Consider the following 16623-nt stretch of genomic DNA (forward strand, 5'->3'; position numbering starts at 1 on the left):
TCCGGCCCTCCCTACGCGAGTCCGGCCGCGACGGCCTTCTCGGTGGCCGCGCGGACGGCCGCCTCCTGAGCGGGGTCCAGCGGTACGCGGGGCGGGCGGCAGGGGCCGCCGTGCCGGCCGACGAGGTCCATGGAGAGCTTGATGGCCTGCACGAACTCCACCCGCGAGTCCCAGCGGAGCAGGGGGTGCAGTTGCCGGTAGAGCGGCAGCGCGGTGTCGAGGTCGCCGCCGGTGGCGGCGCGGTAGAGCTCGACGCAGGAGCGGGGCAGCGCGTTCGGGTAGCCGGCCACCCAGCCCTTGGCGCCGGCGACGGCGAGTTCCAGCAGGACGTCGTCCGCGCCGATCAGGAGGTCCAGTTCGGGGGCGAGTTCGGCGATCCGGTAGGCGCGGCGGACGTCCCCGGAGAACTCCTTGACGGCGTGGACGTACCCCTCGCCGTGCAGCCGGGCGAGGAGTTCCGGCACCAGGTCGACCTTGGTGTCGACGGGGTTGTTGTAGGCGACGACGGGGAGCCCGGCGGCTGCGGCCTCGGCGTAGTGGGCGAGGACGGAACGCTCGTCGGCGCGGTAGCCGTTGGGCGGCAGCAGCATCACGGCCCGGCAGCCGGCCTCGGCGGCCTGCTCGGTCCAGCGGCGGGCCTCGGCGGATCCGTAGGCGGCGACGCCGGGCATGACGCGCTCCCCGCCGACCGCGGCGACGGCCGTCTCGACGACCCGGGCGCGCTCCTCGGGGGTGAGCACCTGGTACTCGCCGAGGGATCCGTTCGGTACGACGCCGTCGCAGCCGTTCTCCACGAGCCAGGCACAGTGCTCGGCGTAGCGGTCGTGGTCCACGGAGAGGTCGTCGTCGAGCGGGAGCGCGGTGGCGACGAGGACGCCGCGCCAGGGACGGTGGTCGGTCATGAGGGTCCTCTCTCGGGGTGCGGGTCGTGCCGTGGGTGTTCGTCGGTCGCCGCGGGCTGTTCGTGCCCAACGGTCCCAACGAGCTGCTCAGGCCCGGCGTGCTCAGCGGGCTGCTCAGGCCCGGCGGTCCCAGCGAGCCGACCGGACCCGCCGTACCCCGCGGGCTGCTCGGGCCCGGCGTGCTCGGTGAGTCGTTCGGGTCCGGTGTGCTCTTCGTGCTGCCGGGCCAGTACGCCCAGGGGTACGGGTCGTGCGAACGGCCGCCGGGACGGGGCGGGTTCGCAGCCGGCGAGACCCGCCACCGCCGGTCCGCACATCCGGCCCTGGCACCAGCCCATGCCGGCCCGGGTGAGCAGCTTGACCGTGCGGACGTCCCCGGCCCCGAGCGCGAGGCCCGCGCGGACCTCGCCCGCCGTGACCTCCTCGCAGCGGCAGACCACGGTGTCGTCGGTGACCCGGTCGGCCCAGTGGGCGGGCGGGGCGTACACGGCGTCGAGGGCGGCCGCGGATCCGCGCAGCCGGGCGCGGACCCTGGCGACCGGGGCCCATGCGCCGGGGTCGGGCACGGTGCCCCGCAGCCGGGCGGCGATCGAGCGGCCGGCGATGTGCCCCTCGGCGAGCGCGAGCGCGGCACCGCCGACGCCGGTGGCCTCCCCCGCCGCCCACACACCGGGGACGTCGGTGCGCTGTTCCGCGTCGACGGCCACGGCGAGTCCGTCGAGGCGGCAGCCGAGGCTCTCGGCGAGGTCGGTGTGCGGGAGCATGCCGTGGCTCACCGCGAGGGTGTCGCAGGGCACCCGGCGTTCGGTGCCGGGCCGGACACGGCCGTGCGTGTCGAGGGCGGCGACGGTGACGCCGGTCAGCCGGTCCTCGCCGTGGGCGCGGACGACGGTGCGCCGGGCGAGGAACGGCACGCGGTGGCGCAGCAGCCGGGCCGCGTACCCGGCGCCCTCGGGCAGCTTGCCGGCCAGTGCTCCGGCGTGCCGCGGCAGGCGGCCCGGGTCCGCGGACTCCACCAGCGCGGCGACCCGCACGCCCGCCGCCGCGAGCCCGGCCGCCACCGGCAGCAGCAGCGGACCGGTGCCGGCCACGACGGCGGTCCGGCCCGGCACGACGAGCCCGCCCTTGAGCATGGCCTGGGCGCCGCCCGCGGTGACGACCCCGGGGAGGGTCCAGCCGGGGAAGGGCAGCACCGTCTCGTACCCGCCGGTGGCCAGCAGCACGGCGTCGGCGCGCACCTCCACCGGCTCCTCCTGCTCCGGTCCGAGCAGCGCGTGCACGGTCGGTCCGCCGGGCGTCCGTTCCACGCACCACACGTGGTGTTCGCCCAGCACGCGCACGGAGCTCGTGGCGAGCCGGTCCCGCAGCCGGGTCCAGGTGCGCCACCGGTGGTGCAGGACCCGGGGGCGTTCCGCGCGGAGTCCGGCGGCGGGCTGCCGGTAGAACTGCCCGCCCGGTTCGGGAGCCGCGTCGACCAGGGCGACCCGCAGGCCGCGCCGGTCTGCCGCGAGGGCCGCGGCGAGTCCCGCCGGTCCCGCGCCGATCACCGCGAGGTCAGTCCGCACGGCCCGTCCCCTCCTGGCTGCGGATCACGTCGCCCGGCCGGGCCGGGACCAGACAGGCACGCTGGTCGGGGCGGTCGTTCACGGTGACCAGGCAGTCGAAGCACACCCCGATCCCGCAGAACACCCCGCGGGGGCGCCCCTCGCCGCGGGTGGTGCGCCACGAGGTGACGCCCGCGGCCCACAGCACGGCGGCGACCGTCCGGCCGGGCAGTGCCTCGATGCGCCGTCCGTCGAAGGTGACCTCGAAGGCGGATCCGGGGCGTGCCCCGGCGAGCTCCAGCGGATTCACCGCACGGCCTCCTTCGCCGTAGGGGGGAAGCGGTCGGGCCGGAACGGGGTGAGGTCCAGTTCCGGTGTCCCTCCGGTCAGGGCCCGGGCGATCAGCAGGCCGGTGCCGGTGGCCAGTCCGATGCCCGCGCCCTCGTGGCCGCACGCGTGGAACAGTCCGGGCGCCCGGGGGTCGGGGCCGATCGCGGGCAGGTGGTCGGGCAGGTACGGCCGGAAGCCGGCGTACGCGCGCAGGGCCCGGACGCCGGTCAGGAAGGGGAACAGGCGGGTCGCTCCCGCCGCCAGGGCCCGCATCACCGGGAGGGACGGGGACCGGTCGAAGCCGACCCGTTCCCGGCTGGCGCCGATGAGCACCGGTCCGGCGGCCGTTCCCTCCACCACCGGGGAGGTCTGCAGTGCCGCCGAGTCGCTGGCGACGTCGGCGACGTAGTCGGCGGCGTACACCTTGTGCCGGATGCGGGGCGGCAGCGGCTCGGTGACCAGGACGAAGCCGCGGCGGGGCAGGACGGGCAGGGACACCCCGGCGCGGGCGGCCAGTTCGCCGCCCCAGGGGCCGGCCGCGTTGACGACGGCGGGGGCGTGGAGGTCGCCGCGGTCCGTGCGCACCCCGCGCACCGTGCCGTCGGCGGCGCGCAGGACCCGGGTCACCTCGCGGCCGGTGATCAGCCGGGCCCCGGAGGCGCGCAGCAGGTGGGCGGCGGCGAGGGCGGGCATCACCTGGGCGTCCTGCGAATAGCGCACGCCGCCCGCGAGGCCGGGCGCCAGGCGCGGTTCGAGGTCGTGGAGCCGGTCGGCGGGGACGGGGTCGGCCGTCACCCCGGCGGCCCGCTGGCCGTCCGCGAACGTCCGCAGTCCGTCGAGCGTTTCGGGGGTTTCGGCGACGACGAGTCCGCCCTTGGCCTCGTACTCGACCGGCCGGCCCAGTTCCCGCGCCACCCGCGTCCACAACCGGTGGGACAGCAGGGCGAGTTCGAGTTCGGGGCCGGGTGCCTTGTCGGAGACGAGGAGGTTCCCCTCGCCCGCGCCGGTCGTGCCGCCGGCCACGGAGCCCCGGTCCACCACGGTCACGGCGAGGCCGGCCCGGGCCGCGTACAGGGCGCAGGCGGCGCCCGTCATACCGGCGCCCACCACCACGACATCGCAGGTCAGCGGCTGGCTCACGCCAGTAATATGTCACACAGCACTGGTGCGGGGAAGAGGGCGGACGTCGCCGGCGAAGGACCGCCTCAGCCGGCGGAGCGGACCACTCTCAGGTGGGAGGCGGCACGGCGGGAGCCCCGGTCCCCGGACGGGGTGCGGCGGACCTCGCGCAGGACCAGCGTCAGCCGGGTGCAGTCCATGTCCTGGAGGGCCGGGGTCGTCTCCGCGACGATCCGGCAGTCCGTGGCGCCCCAGCGAGGGTCGGGGTGGAGCAGCGGCCGTACGGCGCCGTCGTGTTCGGCGGCCTGCTCGCCGACGGCCCGCAGCCAGTGCGGCAGTCCGTGCCGATAGGCGGCCTCCATGATGGGGTCCTGGGCGATGTCGCGGCGGATGGCCTGCAGCCCGTGGTCGTGGCCGTACCGCTCGACGGTCCCGGCGAAGTGGGCCAGCATCGGCAGGCACCAGCTCGACTCGTGGTCGCCGAGCACCGTGGCCGCGTCCGGGTGGAAGAGGACGAACCGGAGGAAGTTGTCGGAGGGCAGGGCCGTCGGGTGCGGCTCGACGTTTTGGAAAAGTGTCCGGAAAGCGGCGTTGGTGAGCAGCACGTCCCAGCGGTGGTCGACCACCAAGGAGGGGAAGGCGGTCGCCTCCAGGAGTACGGCGTAGTCCTGGAAATAGGCGTGGGCCTCGGGAGTCCCGGGGACGGGCCGCGGTGCCGGCCGCTGCCCTCCTGCCTGATGTGCCATCGGGAGGTCACCCCTCTTGCCTGTGCGGCCCTGACGCGGCGCCCCGATCCTGCTGCCCGCACGCGATGCATGTCAACTATCGTGGCATTCCATGCCGATTGACGGCTGAAATTGGCCACAATCGTGGCGAGACCTGGATGTGAGTTCGAGACAACGGCTAGTCTCCGTGAGGTTCACGGCAATCGCTTGTGAGAAGCCTGTGAGAGACGTAGGAGATCTTTCGGTGACGGGTGGCTTCGAGGGTCCGGGCACCACGCCGACGGCCGCGCTGCCGGCCGTCGTCGCCCGCGTCACCGCACTCGCCGACCGGCTCGGTGTGGCGCACGCCGAGGTCTTCGACGCCGGCCGGCTGTCCGCCGCCTCCGGTGTCCCGGAGTCCGTGGTCAAGGCGCTGCTGAGCGGCCGGTCCACGGGCGAGCCCGATGTGCAGGCGCGATTCGTGCAGCGGCTGGACCTGCTGCGCCGCACCCGGCTGAAACCGAACGGCCGCAAGTACACGCAGCAGGAGATCGCCGACGGCGCGGGCATGTCCCGGCAGCAGGCCGGCGCGCTGATCAACGGCGACCGGCGTCCGACCATGGAGCACTGCGACGCCATCCAGCGGTTCTTCCGGGTGCACGCCGGTTTTCTCACCGCCGAGGACCCCGAGGCGCTCGCGGGCGCGCTCCAGCACACCGAGCAGGAGCTGCTGCAGAAACTCGCGGACCAGGAGCGGGCGGCGGCGGCCGGTGACCCGTTGGAGCGGCTGCTGCGGGACCACGGGGTGCGTCAGATCGCCTGGCGGGCCGCCCAGCTGCCCACCGACCAGCACCGCGACAAGGTCGCGGAGTGGCTGGACATGCTCCTGGAGAGCGTCCAGCGGCCCAAGGCCTGAGCCGGGGAGGAGCGCGGGCCCCGGCGGCGGAACGCGCCGCCCGTGCGGCGAGTCGCCGGTGGAGCCGCCCTTCCCCCGCCGGTCCGTACGCGGCGATGGGCGGGCGCCGCGGCCGGCCCGTGCTGTTCCGTACGGCGCCCCTCCCTTCCGGGACGGCGAGCGGGCCGCGGCCCGACAGGGCGGACCGGGACCTCGTCGTGACCGAGGAACGCACGCACGGCGCCCGGCCACCGGCTGGTGGTCCCGGGTCACGAGCCGTGGCACATGCGGGCGGGCACCGCGGTCGCCCTCCCGTCCAGGACGCCGAGGTGGCTACGCGTCCGCCGGGTCCCGCCCTCGACGAGGGCACCGTGCGGGCGACCGTCCTGAAGGTCGCCGCGCGCACCCGGTCCGACCCGGCCGAGGAGAAGGAGACCGGGGCCTTCGGCCTGCCGCCGACCGGCAGGTGCCGGACCCGGCCGGCCGGTACAGCGGGACCGGCCGACAGGGCGGACTGGGGCGTCACCGGGGCACCCGAAGCCACGGGGCCGAGCGGGCACGCCCCGGCGCGCGAGCCCTCCGGGTGGGGGAACCGGGCCGCGGGGCGACCCGGCTGTCAGTGGCGGGCGGCAAGCTGGAGGGGAATCGTCACCGACCGCGACACGGGGAGAACCGCGCGATGCCCACCGCCGTACCGACCGACCGCGAGCGCACCGCCGTCCAGGCCTACCTACGACTGCTGCACACGGTGCGCGCCGCCCTCGACACCCGGCCGGGTCCACCGGGGTCCGCGGGGCCCGCGATGGTGCCGCCCTCCGTGCTCGCCGAGGCGGAGACCGCCCTGGCCCGGGCGGGTCTGACCGGCAACGAGGAGGTGTTCTTCCGGATGCTGCGCGACTGGCACCCCGAACCGTAGCCGGCCGGTCCGGGGGCGGTGGTCGCCGTCCCGCTCAGCCGTGCGGGACGGTGACCGCCGTCGCGACCAGGCCTCCTCCGGTGATCCAGCGGCCGGTGAAGTGGTCGACCACTCGGGTGCCCACGCGCGGGCCGGGGACGAGGAGGGTGGCCCGGAAGCCGCCGCGGGTGTGCTCGCCGGGGTCGGCGAAGAAGTCGAGGTCGGCCTCCAGGAAGTCCAGCCACTTCCCGGTGAGCGGGAACCACGCCTTGTAGACGGACTCCTTGGCGCTGAACAGCAGCCGGTCCCCGTGCACGGCGGGCAGTTCCTCGGCCAGGGCGCCGATCCGCGCCACCTCCTGCGGCAGCGCCACGGAGGCCAGGACACCCTCGGGCAGCGGAGCGTGGGGCTCCGCGTCGATGCCGAGGGACGCCAGGTCGGTGGCGCGGACCAGGGCGGCGGCGCAGTAGCCCTGGCAGTGGGTCATGCTGCCGGTCAGCCCGTCGGGCCAGACGGGGGCGCCCCGTTCGCCGGGGAGCACCGGCCGCGCGGGCACGCCCAGCTTCTCCATGGCGCGGCGGGCGCAGGCGCGTACGGCGGTGAACTCCCGGCGGCGTTTGAGGACGGCGCGCTCCAGCAGCGCCTCCTCCTCGGGATACAGCGGTGCGTCGACGCCCTCGTCGCCGTAGGCCTCGACGGAGACCACCGTCTGCGGCAGCAGCTCCTCGATCATCGCCCCTCCTCCGTCCGCGGCACGATCCGGCGCAGTCGCCCCGGAGGCTGTGGGCGCTTGCGCCATTCGCGCGGGTAGCCCACCGACACCTCCTCGAAGCGGACCCCGTCCTGCCGGGTGCTCCGGGGGATGTGCAGATGACCGTAGACCATGGTGTGGACGGGGAACCGCCGGTGCCAGTCGTCGGTGAGCACGGTGCCGCACCACATGGCGAACTCGGGGTACCACAGGACGTCCGTCGGATGGCGGTGCAGCGGCCAGTGGTTGACCAGGACGAGCGGCAGCCCGTCCGGCACCTCGGCCAGCCTGCGTTCGGTCTCGGCGACCCGGGCCCGGCACCAGGCCTCCCGGCTCGGGTAGGGGTCGGGGTGCAGCAGCTGCTCGTCGGTGCAGACGACCCCGGTGCCGTGCGCGTACTCCAGCCCCTCGGCCTTGGTGGCGCACCCGGGCGGCAGGAACGAGTAGTCGTACAGCAGGAACAACGGTGCGACGGCGACCGGGCCGCCGGGGCCGTCCCAGACGGGGTACGGGTCCTCGGGTGTGATCACCCCGAGGTCGCGGCACTGTTCGACCAGGTGGTCGTAGCGGGCGACGCCGCGCAGCGTGACCGGGTCGCTCGGATGGGTCCACAGCTCGTGGTTGCCGGGCACCCAGACGACCTTGGCGAACCGTCCGGCCAGGGTCTTGAGGGCCCAGCGGACGTCCTCCACGGTCTCCGCGACGTCACCGGCCACGAGCAGCCAGTCCTCGTCCGACTCGGGTCGCATCCCTTCGACCAGCTCGCGGTTCTCGGCGTAGCCGATGTGCAGGTCACTGATGGCCCACACTTGTCCGCCGTCGTCTGTCCCCGACCTCACCCGTCGCTCCTTCAGCCGTCCCGAACGCCACCACGAGATCACATTCGTGCCACCGGGACAAGCGCGCCCCCTCTCCGGCTGTGGTACGGGAGCGGCCGCCGAAGCCGTATAGTCTGCCCCGACACCACCGCCGTGAAACGCCCTTCGCACAGGGCGGTTTGGTGACCCTCCACACTCCTGCCCGGGCGACGGGCCGCTGAGCCCTGCCCGCAACCCCCGAAAGGCGGCCTGCATGATCTCTCGCGTACGCGTCTGGCTCAACCGCACGTACGCGGAGAACGTGTTCTTCATGGATCAGCTGCGGAGAAATCCCTGCGACCGGGCCGTCGAGATCCACGCCACCCACGGCGACCCCGACTCCCCCGTACTGGCCGCCGCCGACACCGCCGAACTGGAGCCCGAGGGGCTGTCCCCGGCGGCGTACGTCGAGTACGCGCTCGCCCAGTGCGAGCGGCGCGGCATCGACGTGTTCGTGCCCCGGCTGCACCAGGCGGCGATCGTCGCGCACCGCGCCGAGTTCGAGGCGGTCGGTACGGCGCTGCTGGCGCCGCCGCCCGAGGCGGTGGCCGTGTTCCACGACAAGGTGATCGCCTATGAGGCGGTCCAGGCGATCGGGGTGCCCGTGCCGCCGTGGTGGCGGGTCCGCGGTGCGGACGAACTCGTCGCGGTGGTGGACGAGTTGGAGGCGCGCGGGTACCGGGCCTGTTTCAAGCCCGCCTCCGGCGCGGGCGGGGTGGGCTTCCGCGTGATCACCCGCGCGTCCTTCTCGCTCACCCAGCTGAGCGGCTTCCCGAGCCCGTACGTGCCGCTCGGCCTGGTGCTGGACGCCCTGCGGGAGGCCGACGAGCCGGTGGACTGGCTGGTGATGCCCCGGCTGGAGCAGCCCGAGGTGTCGGTGGACTGCCTCACCGGGACCGACAACCGGGTCCGGCTGGCGGTGGGACGCACCAAGAACGGCCGGCGCAGGGGCTTCACGCTGCACGAGCAGTGGCTGGAGCCGGCCCGGCGGATCGCGGAGGGCTTCGGACTGCACCACCTGTCCAACATCCAGTTCCGGATGCTGGGCGAGCGGCCCGTGCTCATGGACGTCAACACCCGGCCGGCGGGCGGGCTGCACCAACTGTCGCTGTGCGGGCTGAACGTGCCGTGGGCCGCCGTGCGGCTGGCGCTCGGCGAGGACCCGGGCGAGCTGACGCCGCCGTTCCTGGGCCAGGACTACACGGTGGTGTCGGGTCCGCGTCCGCTGCTGCCGGTGACGCTGTCGCAGCAGCACGCCGACGTGCCCGCGGCCGCGCTGGGGGCCGTACCGGCTCCGGCCCAGCCCGTGGAGCCCCGGACGGCGACCGGAGCGCGCACGTAAAAAATTTCCGGGAAATCTTCCGCCGGGGGTGTATCAGGGGCCGGTCCGCGTGCTCTTGATGGTGACGGCGACTTGGGGAAGCCGCCGGGGGGGAAGCACGGGGGAACGGGGGGCTCGGGTCGGTCGGTCGCTGTCACGGGGGGCGACCGGCCGACCCGAAGCCGTGTCCGCCGGCTATCCGAGGTAGGCGAGGCCGGGGTGGACGGCGGTGTAGCCGTCGACGAGACGGCGGGCCACGTTCACCGAGTCCACGAGCGGATGCAGCGCGAACGCCTTGACGGCCGTCGCGCGGGAACCCGACCGGGCGGCGGCGAGCACCTCGCGCTCGACGGCCTTGACGGCGCAGACCAGACCGGTGGCGTGGCCGGGCAGCGGGTCGACGGAGATGGGGTGCGCGCCACTGGCGTCCACCAGGCAGGGGACCTCGATGACGGCGTCCGCGTCCAGGGGGGACAGGGTGCCGCGGTTGCGGACGTTGAGGATCAGGGTGGCGCGTTCGTCGCGGGCGATCGCCCGCATCAGGGCGAGCGCCACGTCCTCGTAGCCGCCGGACAGGTCCTCGGCCTCGCGTTCGCCCGCGCCCGCCGCCTCCCGGTTCTCGGCCATGTAGGTGGCCTCGCGTTCGGCGCGGGTGCGGTTCCACAGGTCCAGGGCGGGGACGTCGGGGTCGGCCACCCCGGCGTAGAACCGTGCCTGCTGGTCGCGGAGGAACGCGCCCCGGGTCCGCTCCGCCTCCTGGTAGGCGCGTACGGCCTCACGGTTGAAGTAGTAGTAGTGCAGGTACTCGTTGGGGATCGCGCCCAGGGACCGCAGCCAGTCGGCGCCGAAGAGCCTGCCCTCCTCGAAGGAGCCGAGCAGGACGGGGTCGGCGAGCAGGCGCGGGAGTTCGTCGCGGCCGGCGATCCGCAGACCGCGCACCCAGCCGAGGTGGTTGAGGCCCACGTAGTCGATCCACGCCTCCCGCGGCCGCGCGCCGAGCGCCCGGGCGACCCGGCGGCCGAGGCCGACCGGTGAGTCGCAGATGCCGATGACGCGGTCGCCCAGGTGGCGGGACATGGCCTCGGTGACCAGGCCAGCGGGGTTGGTGAAGTTGATGACCCAGGCGTCGGGGGCGAGGCGGGCCACCCGCCGGGCGATGTCGACGGCGACGGGCACGGTGCGCAGACCGTAGGCGATGCCGCCCGCGCCGACCGTCTCCTGGCCGAGCACGCCCTCGGCGAGGGCGATCCGTTCGTCGTGCGCCCTGCCCTCGAGGCCGCCGACGCGGATCGCGGAGAAGACGAAGTCGGCGCCGCGCAGGGCCTCGTCGAGGTCGGTGGTGACGGTCACCCCGGGCGCGTCGGACACGCCGGCGGCCTGCTCGGCCAGCACCCGGGCGATCGCGCGCAGCCGCCCGGCGTCCACGTCGTGCAGGACGACACGGGTCACCCGGCCCTCGGCACGGTCCCCGAGCAGCGCCCCGTACACCAGCGGCACGCGGAATCCCCCACCGCCCAGAATCGTCAGCTTCACACCCGCACCTTCCCGCCACGACGTACCGGGACGACCCTACTCGTGGCGCGACCGCGCCGGGTACGCCCCGCCGCCCGACCCGCTGGAGGACAGCCGGCCATGACCAGCCGCTCCGCGCCCGACCGTCTGCTGTCCGTGCTCGCCGCCTTCGACCACGCGCATCCGGCGCTGACGTTGACGGACATCAGCCGCCGGGCCGGGCTCCCGCTGACCACCGCGCACCGGCTCGTGGGCGAGCTCGCCCGGTGGGGGGCGCTGGAGCGGGACGCGTCGGGGGCGTACCACGTGGGGCTGCGGCTGTGGGAGGTCGCCGCGCTGGCCCCGCGCGGGCTCGCGCTGCGGCAGGTCGCCCTGCCGTACCTGGAGGACCTGTACGAGGCGACGCACGAGAACGTGCAGCTGGCGGTGCGCGACGGGCGCGAGGTCGTCTACACCGAGTGGCTGTCGGGGCGCTCGGCGGTCGGTGTGCGCATCCGGGTCGGCGCCCGCTGGCCGCTGCACGCCACCGGGGTCGGTCTCGTCCTGCTCGCGCACAGCGGCTCCGGCTTCCAGGAGGAGTACTGCGCGGGCCCGCTCGCCGCCTTCACCCCGTACACGATCACCGAACCGGAGGTGCTGCGGCGGGTGCTGGCCGAGGTGCGGCGCTCGGGTGTCGCGGTGAGCGACCGCCAGGTCACCCCGGACGCGCTGTCGGTGGCGGCGCCCGTGCGCGGCCCCGACGGCACGGTGACCGCCGCGGTGTCGGTCGTCGTCCCCCGCTCCGACGCGCGGATCCCCGCCCTGGTCCCGGCCCTGCGCCTCGCGGCCCTCGGCATCTCCCGGGCCCTGGGCCGGCGGCCGGCCGCCCCGTCGCACGGCGGGGACACCTGAAGGGCCGGCTTCCTCCCCGCCCCACGCCCGGCCCACCGCCCGCGGACCACCGACACGCAGCCGCCGTGAAATCCCCCGCACCGGTGAGGACCGGGCTCCCGGCTCCTCGTGGTACCGGTACGGCCCCGCCCCGAGGGGCTTCCCGTGTCCCTCCGGTCCGCCTTCGCGCCGGTCGTCGTCCGCCGGCGCACGGCGGATTCGTAGCCTGGGCCACGAGGTGCCCTCGGTCGTGATGTTCGACAGCAGCTTCCCCGGGGCCGATCCGGTCACCGCCGAGGGGATGCTCCACCTGTTCGCGTACGACCTCGCCGGACTCGCCGGACGCGCCGCTCCCCGACTCCCTCCCGGCCTGAGGGACCAGGGGTCCCTGCTCACCCTGATCGAGGAGTACGGGCTGCTGCCCTACGGCGTCGACATCGCCGACGTACGGCATCGGCTGGCGGTCTTCATGGCGACCGTGGGCGCGATCGACACATACGTGCCCCGACGCGTGGACAGCGAGCTGACCGTGGTCCGGGCGGCCGACGCGGGCACCCTGCTCGACGCCTGGCCGGAATTCGGTACCGCGGGCAGCCGGATACTTACCGTGGCCGGGACGCACTACTCCATGCTCCGGGCGCCCCATGTGCACCAGCTCGCGCGCGCCCTGACAGCCCCCTGACCGGCGCGCGCCCTGGCGTCCGTGTCCTGACCACCGGAGATGTCCCATCAGTACCACCGAACACGAAAGCGGGGGCTCGGCCGCGGCCACCGCCGAGCCATGCTCCGACGTCTCGACCGGGCCGCCCCGGCTGCCCCGCACGTATTTCGTCTGGCTGTCGGGCGCGCTCGCGTCCCTCGTCGGCGACTCAATGCTGTACTTCGCGCTGGGCTGGGCCGCCACCGCACACGGCGGCGCGGTGGCGGGACTGGTGCTCACCGCCGTCAACCTGCCCCGGGTGGCACTGCTCCTCGTGGGCGGCGCGGTCGGTGATCGGCTCGGAGCGCGCCGCGTGATGATCGCCGGTGACTCGGCGATGCTCGTCGTGTCGTTGCTGCTGGCCGCGTTGTCGTACCACTTGGGCGCCGAGCCCTGGTTGCTGATCACCACGGGTGTCCTGATCGGCGTCGTGGACGCCTTCTACCTGCCCGCCTCGGGATCGATGCCGCGCCGCCTCGTCGGCAAGGACCACCTCCCTCGCGCGCTCGCGCTGCGCCAGATCGGAGCACAGCTCATCACGATGGGCGGCGGCCCGCTCGGCGGTGTCCTGGTCGGACTCGCGGGCCTGGCCGGGGCCGCGCTGGTCGACGCCGTCACCTTCGCTCTCGTCCTCGTCGTCCTGATCGCGGTCAAACCACGTCAGGAGGTGTCGGCGGGCGGCGCCAAGCAGCACGTCCTGCGGGAGGCGGCCGACGGCGTACGCGTCGGTTTCAGCCACACGGTGCTGCGGCCGGCGCTGCTTCTCGTGGGGGCGGCAGCCGGGTTCCTGTTGCCCGTCATGCCGCTGCTGCTGCCCCTGCTCGCCCGTGGCCAGCACTGGAGCGCGGGCGTCACCGGCCTCGTGGTCGGTGCCCAGGGCATCGGCATGGTCGCCGTCACACTCGGTGTCGTACGACGCGGTCCGCTGGGCCGGCCGGGTCTGCTCGCCGCATGCGGTCTGATGGTGGCCGGGCTCGGCGTGCTCGCGCTGGCCCTCGCACCCCATATCGGCGCGGCACTGGGGGCAGGACTGGTCGTCGGGATCGGCAACGGGCTGTTCTCCTCGCACATCGGCCCGCTGATCATGACGGTGACACCGGAGTCCCATCTCTCCCGCATCCAGGCTCTGTTGACGCTCATGCAGAGCCTGCCGCTCCTGGTCATGAACAACGTCCTCGGCAATCTCTCAGGCCTGGCCGGCGTCACCCTCGCCGTCACCGTATGCGCGGTCGCGGTTGCCGGGACCGGTCTGCTCGCCCTGGCCTCCCGCCCGCTGCGCACCACCCGTACCGGCCTCGACCCGGCACCGAAACCGGCCTAGAACGGAAACGACGCATGCCACCCCTGCCGCCCCAGCCCGGCTCGTCCACCGAGCCCACCGCCCACCGGGTGCCCCTGTCCGCCGGACAGGAGCGCCTGTGGATCCTGGACCAGATGGTGCCCGAGGGCACCTACAACGTCACCGAGTGCTTCCGGCTGACGGGGGCGTTGGACGTACCAGCACTGCGCGGCGCCGCCCAGGCGCTGGTGGCACGGCACGACGCCCTGCGCACCTGCGTGGACGACGAGGCGGGGGTGCCCCAGGGGCGGGTCATGCCGCCTGACGCGGTGTCGATCGAGGCCACATCTCACGTGGCCCGCGGAGAACAGGAGCTGGAGAACCTCCTGACGGCGGCCGCACTGCGGCCGTTCGACCTGTGGGACGGGCCCCTGCTGCGGGTGACGAGCATCCGGCTGTCAGGCAAGCGGAGTCAGTACGTGGTGCTGCTCGTGATGCACCACATGGCGGTGGACGGCTGGTCGGGGGCGATCCTGCGGCGCGAGTTCTGGGAGCTGTACGACGCCTTCGCGTGCGGCCGCACGCCCCGGCTGCCGGAGTTGACCGCCGCCTACGGCGACTATGTGGCGTGGCAGCAGGCATGGCTGGACAGCGAGGAGGCCGAGGAACAGCTCTCATACTGGTGCGAGCGGCTGACGCCGGCGCCGGAGACCGTCTCGTTCCGGGCGGAAGCCGGCGCCGCGCCGGAGCCCCGGCCCACCGAGGTCGTCGAGTTCACCCTGCCGCCCGCAGCCGTCCAGGCGGTTCGTGACGCCGGCCCCGTTTACGGGACCACGGCGTTCGTCGTGGTGCTCGCCGGGTTCGCGGCGGCGCTGTACCAGGTCGCGCGGACGGACGAGTTCGTCGTCGGGACTCCGGTGACCGACCGGCCGACGGCCGCCCTGGAGGGGGTCATCGGCTCCTTCGACAACACGGTGCTGCTGCGGATCGCACCCGAGCCGTCCGCCACCGTCCGGGAGTTCGTCGAGCACGTACGCACCGTGGCCCTGCACGCCTTCGTCAACAAGGAGATCCCCTTCCAGCGCGTGGTACGCGCGCTCGGCCCCGCCCGGGGCGGCGGTGCGGCACCACCCCTGTGCAACGTGGCGTTCTCCGTCGAGGAGGCGATCGATGAGCGCTGGGACGTGCACGGCGCCGAAGTGGCACCGCATCCCTGGGTGTTCCTGCCGCCGGCGCGCTTCGACCTGACGCTCATGGCCGAGCTCGCCGGGGACACCGTCACGGGCCGTATGTATCTGGACCCCGCGCGCGTACCCCGCCGGGTCGCGGAACGCCTCGCCCACACGACGGCCGACGTGCTGACGCGTCTGTCCACCCGGCCCGACTCCCCGCTGAGGGCCAAGGAGAACGCGGATGACTGACCCTGCGCTGCTCGACCGGCTGCGCGCGGCCTTCGGAGGGCGGTGCAAGCCCACGTCCCCTCGCAGGTGCCTTCCGCGTCCGAAACGGACAGGACGACGTGGCCGTCGGCGTCTCGTATGCCGTCCCTCCGCAACGATCACGCCCGGACGGTGTGTGCGCCGCTGATGAACACCCTCTGCGTACGAATCCGCCGCACCCGCCCCGGCGACCCGATCGGCATGACCGGTCAGACACCCCAGGCCCTCCAGACACCCCAGGCCCTCATGGACGCGACGATACGGAGCGACGTGCCGGTGGGGCGCGTCGCCGCCGAGGCCGGCTCGGGAAGGGCGGGCACGCCGCTCTTCGACGTGACATTCGGTTTCCAGGCATATCACTGCCCCGCGATGGGGTCGGACGTCCAGAGCGAGGTCGGGAGACCGCCGGTGGACCCGATGTTCCCGATCATGTTCGCCGCGGGGCGAGGCCGTCAGGGTGTCCGCGGCGAATGCACTCGCCGAGGGCGCCGGCCTGAACTGCCCTGATCCGTCGGCCACGTTCCGCGCTGTCCGCGAGGACTTCGCCCATGGTTCCGGCCGTCCATCCCGATCCGAACACAGAGAGACGTACGCATGCGCCTGACCGGCAAGCGAGCCCTGATCACTGGCGCCGCGCGCGGCATCGGCCGCGCCATCGCCGTCGCCTACGCCAAGGAGGGCGCCGACCTCGTGCTCCTCGACGTGGCCGACGACATCAAGGGCTGCCCCTGTCCCCTGGGCACGACAAGCCAGTTGGCAGCGACCGCCGACTCATGCCGGGAGGTCGGCGCGTCCGTGGCCGAGTGCGTCGGCGACGTACGCGACAGTGAGCGGCTGCGGGCGGCGACCCGTACCGCGCTCGACCGTTTCGGCGGCATCGACGTCCTGGTCAACAACGCGGGCATCGCCGCTCCCTCGGGCCGCCCGGTGCACGAAATCGCCGACGAGGAGTGGGATTTGATGCTCGACATCGACCTTTCGGGGTCGTGGCGGGCCCTGCGCGAGGTGATCCCCACGATGATCTCCCAGCGCTCCGGCAGCGTCACCGTGACCTCTATGGCAGGCGTGGTCGGTTACCGCTGCCTCGCCGCGTAGACCGTCGCGAAGTACGGTCAGATCGGCCTGACCCGCGCCGCCGCCCTCGACTACGCCCCGCACGGCACGCGCTGTGATCGCGATGCCGGCGCTGCGGCCGGGTGACGGCCTCCATGGGCAGTACGGTCGAGATCGCCTCCATGGCTGTCCGGTGGTCGACGCCGCGGCGGGCCGCCAGGGACCTGGGCAGTCCCTCGCCCGCGTGGTGATCTCGGCGGATCGCGTCGAAGAGTTCGGCGGGGCGGCTTGGTCATCGTCTGCTCCCTGGTCCCGGTCAGCGGGGTGCGGGGGGTGGAACGGCCAGGCCGCGTGCTGCCCAGCCGCCCGCAGGTTCGCCCTCGCCGCGAGCCGGGCGTCGGAAGTTCGTACAGCGCACAGGCGCGGGCTGCTTCGGTCACGGCCGTCCGGCC

General features: G+C 74.1%; 15 protein-coding genes and 1 pseudogene. 8 read left to right on the plus strand and 8 right to left on the minus strand.

From position 1 onward, the window contains the following. Nucleotides 1-11: 11 nt before the first annotated feature. The 5 genes from ACH5AO_RS06925 to ACH5AO_RS06945 form a co-directional block, all read right to left on the minus strand. Nucleotides 12-902, minus strand: a complete 891-nt coding sequence (locus ACH5AO_RS06925; protein WP_398922577.1) for a dihydrodipicolinate synthase family protein — start codon at nucleotides 900-902, stop codon at nucleotides 12-14. After that, nucleotides 899-2467, minus strand: coding sequence for an FAD-dependent oxidoreductase (locus ACH5AO_RS06930; protein ID WP_398922579.1), 1569 nt, complete (start codon nucleotides 2465-2467; stop codon nucleotides 899-901). The genes ACH5AO_RS06925 and ACH5AO_RS06930 overlap by 4 nt, the downstream gene beginning before the upstream one ends. Continuing rightward, nucleotides 2457-2756, minus strand: a complete 300-nt coding sequence (locus ACH5AO_RS06935) for a (2Fe-2S)-binding protein (protein WP_398922581.1) — start codon at nucleotides 2754-2756, stop codon at nucleotides 2457-2459. The genes ACH5AO_RS06930 and ACH5AO_RS06935 overlap by 11 nt, the downstream gene beginning before the upstream one ends. Continuing rightward, nucleotides 2753-3916: an NAD(P)/FAD-dependent oxidoreductase gene (locus tag ACH5AO_RS06940; protein ID WP_398922583.1), complete on the minus strand. Its 1164-nt coding sequence runs from the start codon at nucleotides 3914-3916 to the stop codon at nucleotides 2753-2755. The genes ACH5AO_RS06935 and ACH5AO_RS06940 overlap by 4 nt, the downstream gene beginning before the upstream one ends. A gap of 65 nt (nucleotides 3917-3981) precedes the next feature. Next, nucleotides 3982-4641: a hypothetical protein gene (locus ACH5AO_RS06945; RefSeq protein ID WP_398922585.1), complete on the minus strand. Its 660-nt coding sequence runs from the start codon at nucleotides 4639-4641 to the stop codon at nucleotides 3982-3984. Nucleotides 4642-4864: 223 nt separating this feature from the next. Here ACH5AO_RS06945 and ACH5AO_RS06950 point away from each other — a divergent pair, with 223 nt between their 5' ends. Beyond that, on the plus strand, nucleotides 4865-5515 hold the full coding sequence (locus tag ACH5AO_RS06950; protein ID WP_398922588.1) for a helix-turn-helix domain-containing protein: 651 nt from the start codon (nucleotides 4865-4867) through the stop codon (nucleotides 5513-5515). Nucleotides 5516-6173: 658 nt separating this feature from the next. Continuing rightward, on the plus strand, nucleotides 6174-6410 hold the full coding sequence (locus tag ACH5AO_RS06955; RefSeq protein ID WP_398922590.1) for a hypothetical protein: 237 nt from the start codon (nucleotides 6174-6176) through the stop codon (nucleotides 6408-6410). Between the two features lie 34 nt (nucleotides 6411-6444). On the opposite strand, the gene ACH5AO_RS06960 is transcribed toward ACH5AO_RS06955, so the two are convergent. Both ACH5AO_RS06960 and ACH5AO_RS06965 read right to left on the minus strand, forming a co-directional pair. Continuing rightward, nucleotides 6445-7122, minus strand: a complete 678-nt coding sequence (locus ACH5AO_RS06960) for a 4'-phosphopantetheinyl transferase (protein ID WP_398922592.1) — start codon at nucleotides 7120-7122, stop codon at nucleotides 6445-6447. Continuing rightward, on the minus strand, nucleotides 7119-7979 hold the full coding sequence (locus tag ACH5AO_RS06965) for a metallophosphoesterase family protein (protein WP_398922594.1): 861 nt from the start codon (nucleotides 7977-7979) through the stop codon (nucleotides 7119-7121). The genes ACH5AO_RS06960 and ACH5AO_RS06965 overlap by 4 nt, the downstream gene beginning before the upstream one ends. 232 nt (nucleotides 7980-8211) lie before the next feature. On the opposite strand from ACH5AO_RS06965, the gene ACH5AO_RS06970 reads away from it, so the two are divergent. Then, entirely contained in the window at nucleotides 8212-9339 is a 1128-nt protein-coding gene (locus ACH5AO_RS06970) for an ATP-grasp domain-containing protein (protein ID WP_398922596.1), read from the plus strand. Nucleotides 9340-9513: 174 nt separating this feature from the next. On the opposite strand, the gene ACH5AO_RS06975 is transcribed toward ACH5AO_RS06970, so the two are convergent. Further along, complete coding sequence (locus ACH5AO_RS06975) at nucleotides 9514-10851, minus strand: 6-phospho-beta-glucosidase (RefSeq protein WP_398922598.1); 1338 nt, start codon at nucleotides 10849-10851, stop codon at nucleotides 9514-9516. A gap of 99 nt (nucleotides 10852-10950) precedes the next feature. Here ACH5AO_RS06975 and ACH5AO_RS06980 point away from each other — a divergent pair, with 99 nt between their 5' ends. The 5 genes and pseudogenes from ACH5AO_RS06980 to ACH5AO_RS07000 all read left to right on the plus strand — a co-directional run. Next, nucleotides 10951-11721 carry an IclR family transcriptional regulator gene (locus tag ACH5AO_RS06980; protein WP_398922600.1) on the plus strand — a complete coding sequence of 257 codons (771 nt, stop codon included), beginning with the start codon at nucleotides 10951-10953 and terminating at the stop codon, nucleotides 11719-11721. Nucleotides 11722-11953: 232 nt separating this feature from the next. Beyond that, nucleotides 11954-12382, plus strand: a complete 429-nt coding sequence (locus ACH5AO_RS06985) for a hypothetical protein (RefSeq protein WP_398922602.1) — start codon at nucleotides 11954-11956, stop codon at nucleotides 12380-12382. 130 nt (nucleotides 12383-12512) lie between these two features. Continuing rightward, the gene (locus ACH5AO_RS06990) at nucleotides 12513-13721 is read left to right on the plus strand and encodes an MFS transporter (RefSeq protein ID WP_398922879.1); all 1209 of its coding nucleotides are present in this window, start codon (nucleotides 12513-12515) and stop codon (nucleotides 13719-13721) included. A gap of 14 nt (nucleotides 13722-13735) precedes the next feature. Beyond that, nucleotides 13736-15100, plus strand: coding sequence for a condensation domain-containing protein (locus ACH5AO_RS06995; protein WP_398922603.1), 1365 nt, complete (start codon nucleotides 13736-13738; stop codon nucleotides 15098-15100). A gap of 612 nt (nucleotides 15101-15712) precedes the next feature. Next, nucleotides 15713-16285, plus strand: a pseudogene (locus ACH5AO_RS07000) (SDR family NAD(P)-dependent oxidoreductase); the annotation flags it as partial. Between the last annotated feature and the right edge of the window lie 338 nt (nucleotides 16286-16623).

The sequence above is a fragment of the Streptomyces sp. NPDC018964 genome (assembly GCF_044390325.1).
Classification (GTDB): Bacteria; Actinomycetota; Actinomycetes; order Streptomycetales; family Streptomycetaceae; genus Streptomyces.

What these genes read in the sequence shown, in the direction of transcription:
- ACH5AO_RS06925 (WP_398922577.1), bottom strand. Translation starts at nt 902, where the DNA reads ATGACCGACCACCGTCCCTGGCGCGGCGTCCTCGTCGCCACCGCGCTC.
- ACH5AO_RS06955 (WP_398922590.1), top strand. Translation starts at nt 6,174, where the DNA reads ATGCCCACCGCCGTACCGACCGACCGCGAGCGCACCGCCGTCCAGGCC.
- ACH5AO_RS06985 (WP_398922602.1), top strand. Translation starts at nt 11,954, where the DNA reads ATGTTCGACAGCAGCTTCCCCGGGGCCGATCCGGTCACCGCCGAGGGG.
- ACH5AO_RS06970 (WP_398922596.1), top strand. Translation starts at nt 8,212, where the DNA reads ATGATCTCTCGCGTACGCGTCTGGCTCAACCGCACGTACGCGGAGAAC.
- ACH5AO_RS06995 (WP_398922603.1), top strand. Translation starts at nt 13,736, where the DNA reads ATGCCACCCCTGCCGCCCCAGCCCGGCTCGTCCACCGAGCCCACCGCC.
- ACH5AO_RS06980 (WP_398922600.1), top strand. Translation starts at nt 10,951, where the DNA reads ATGACCAGCCGCTCCGCGCCCGACCGTCTGCTGTCCGTGCTCGCCGCC.
- ACH5AO_RS06960 (WP_398922592.1), bottom strand. Translation starts at nt 7,122, where the DNA reads ATGATCGAGGAGCTGCTGCCGCAGACGGTGGTCTCCGTCGAGGCCTAC.
- ACH5AO_RS06945 (WP_398922585.1), bottom strand. Translation starts at nt 4,641, where the DNA reads ATGGCACATCAGGCAGGAGGGCAGCGGCCGGCACCGCGGCCCGTCCCC.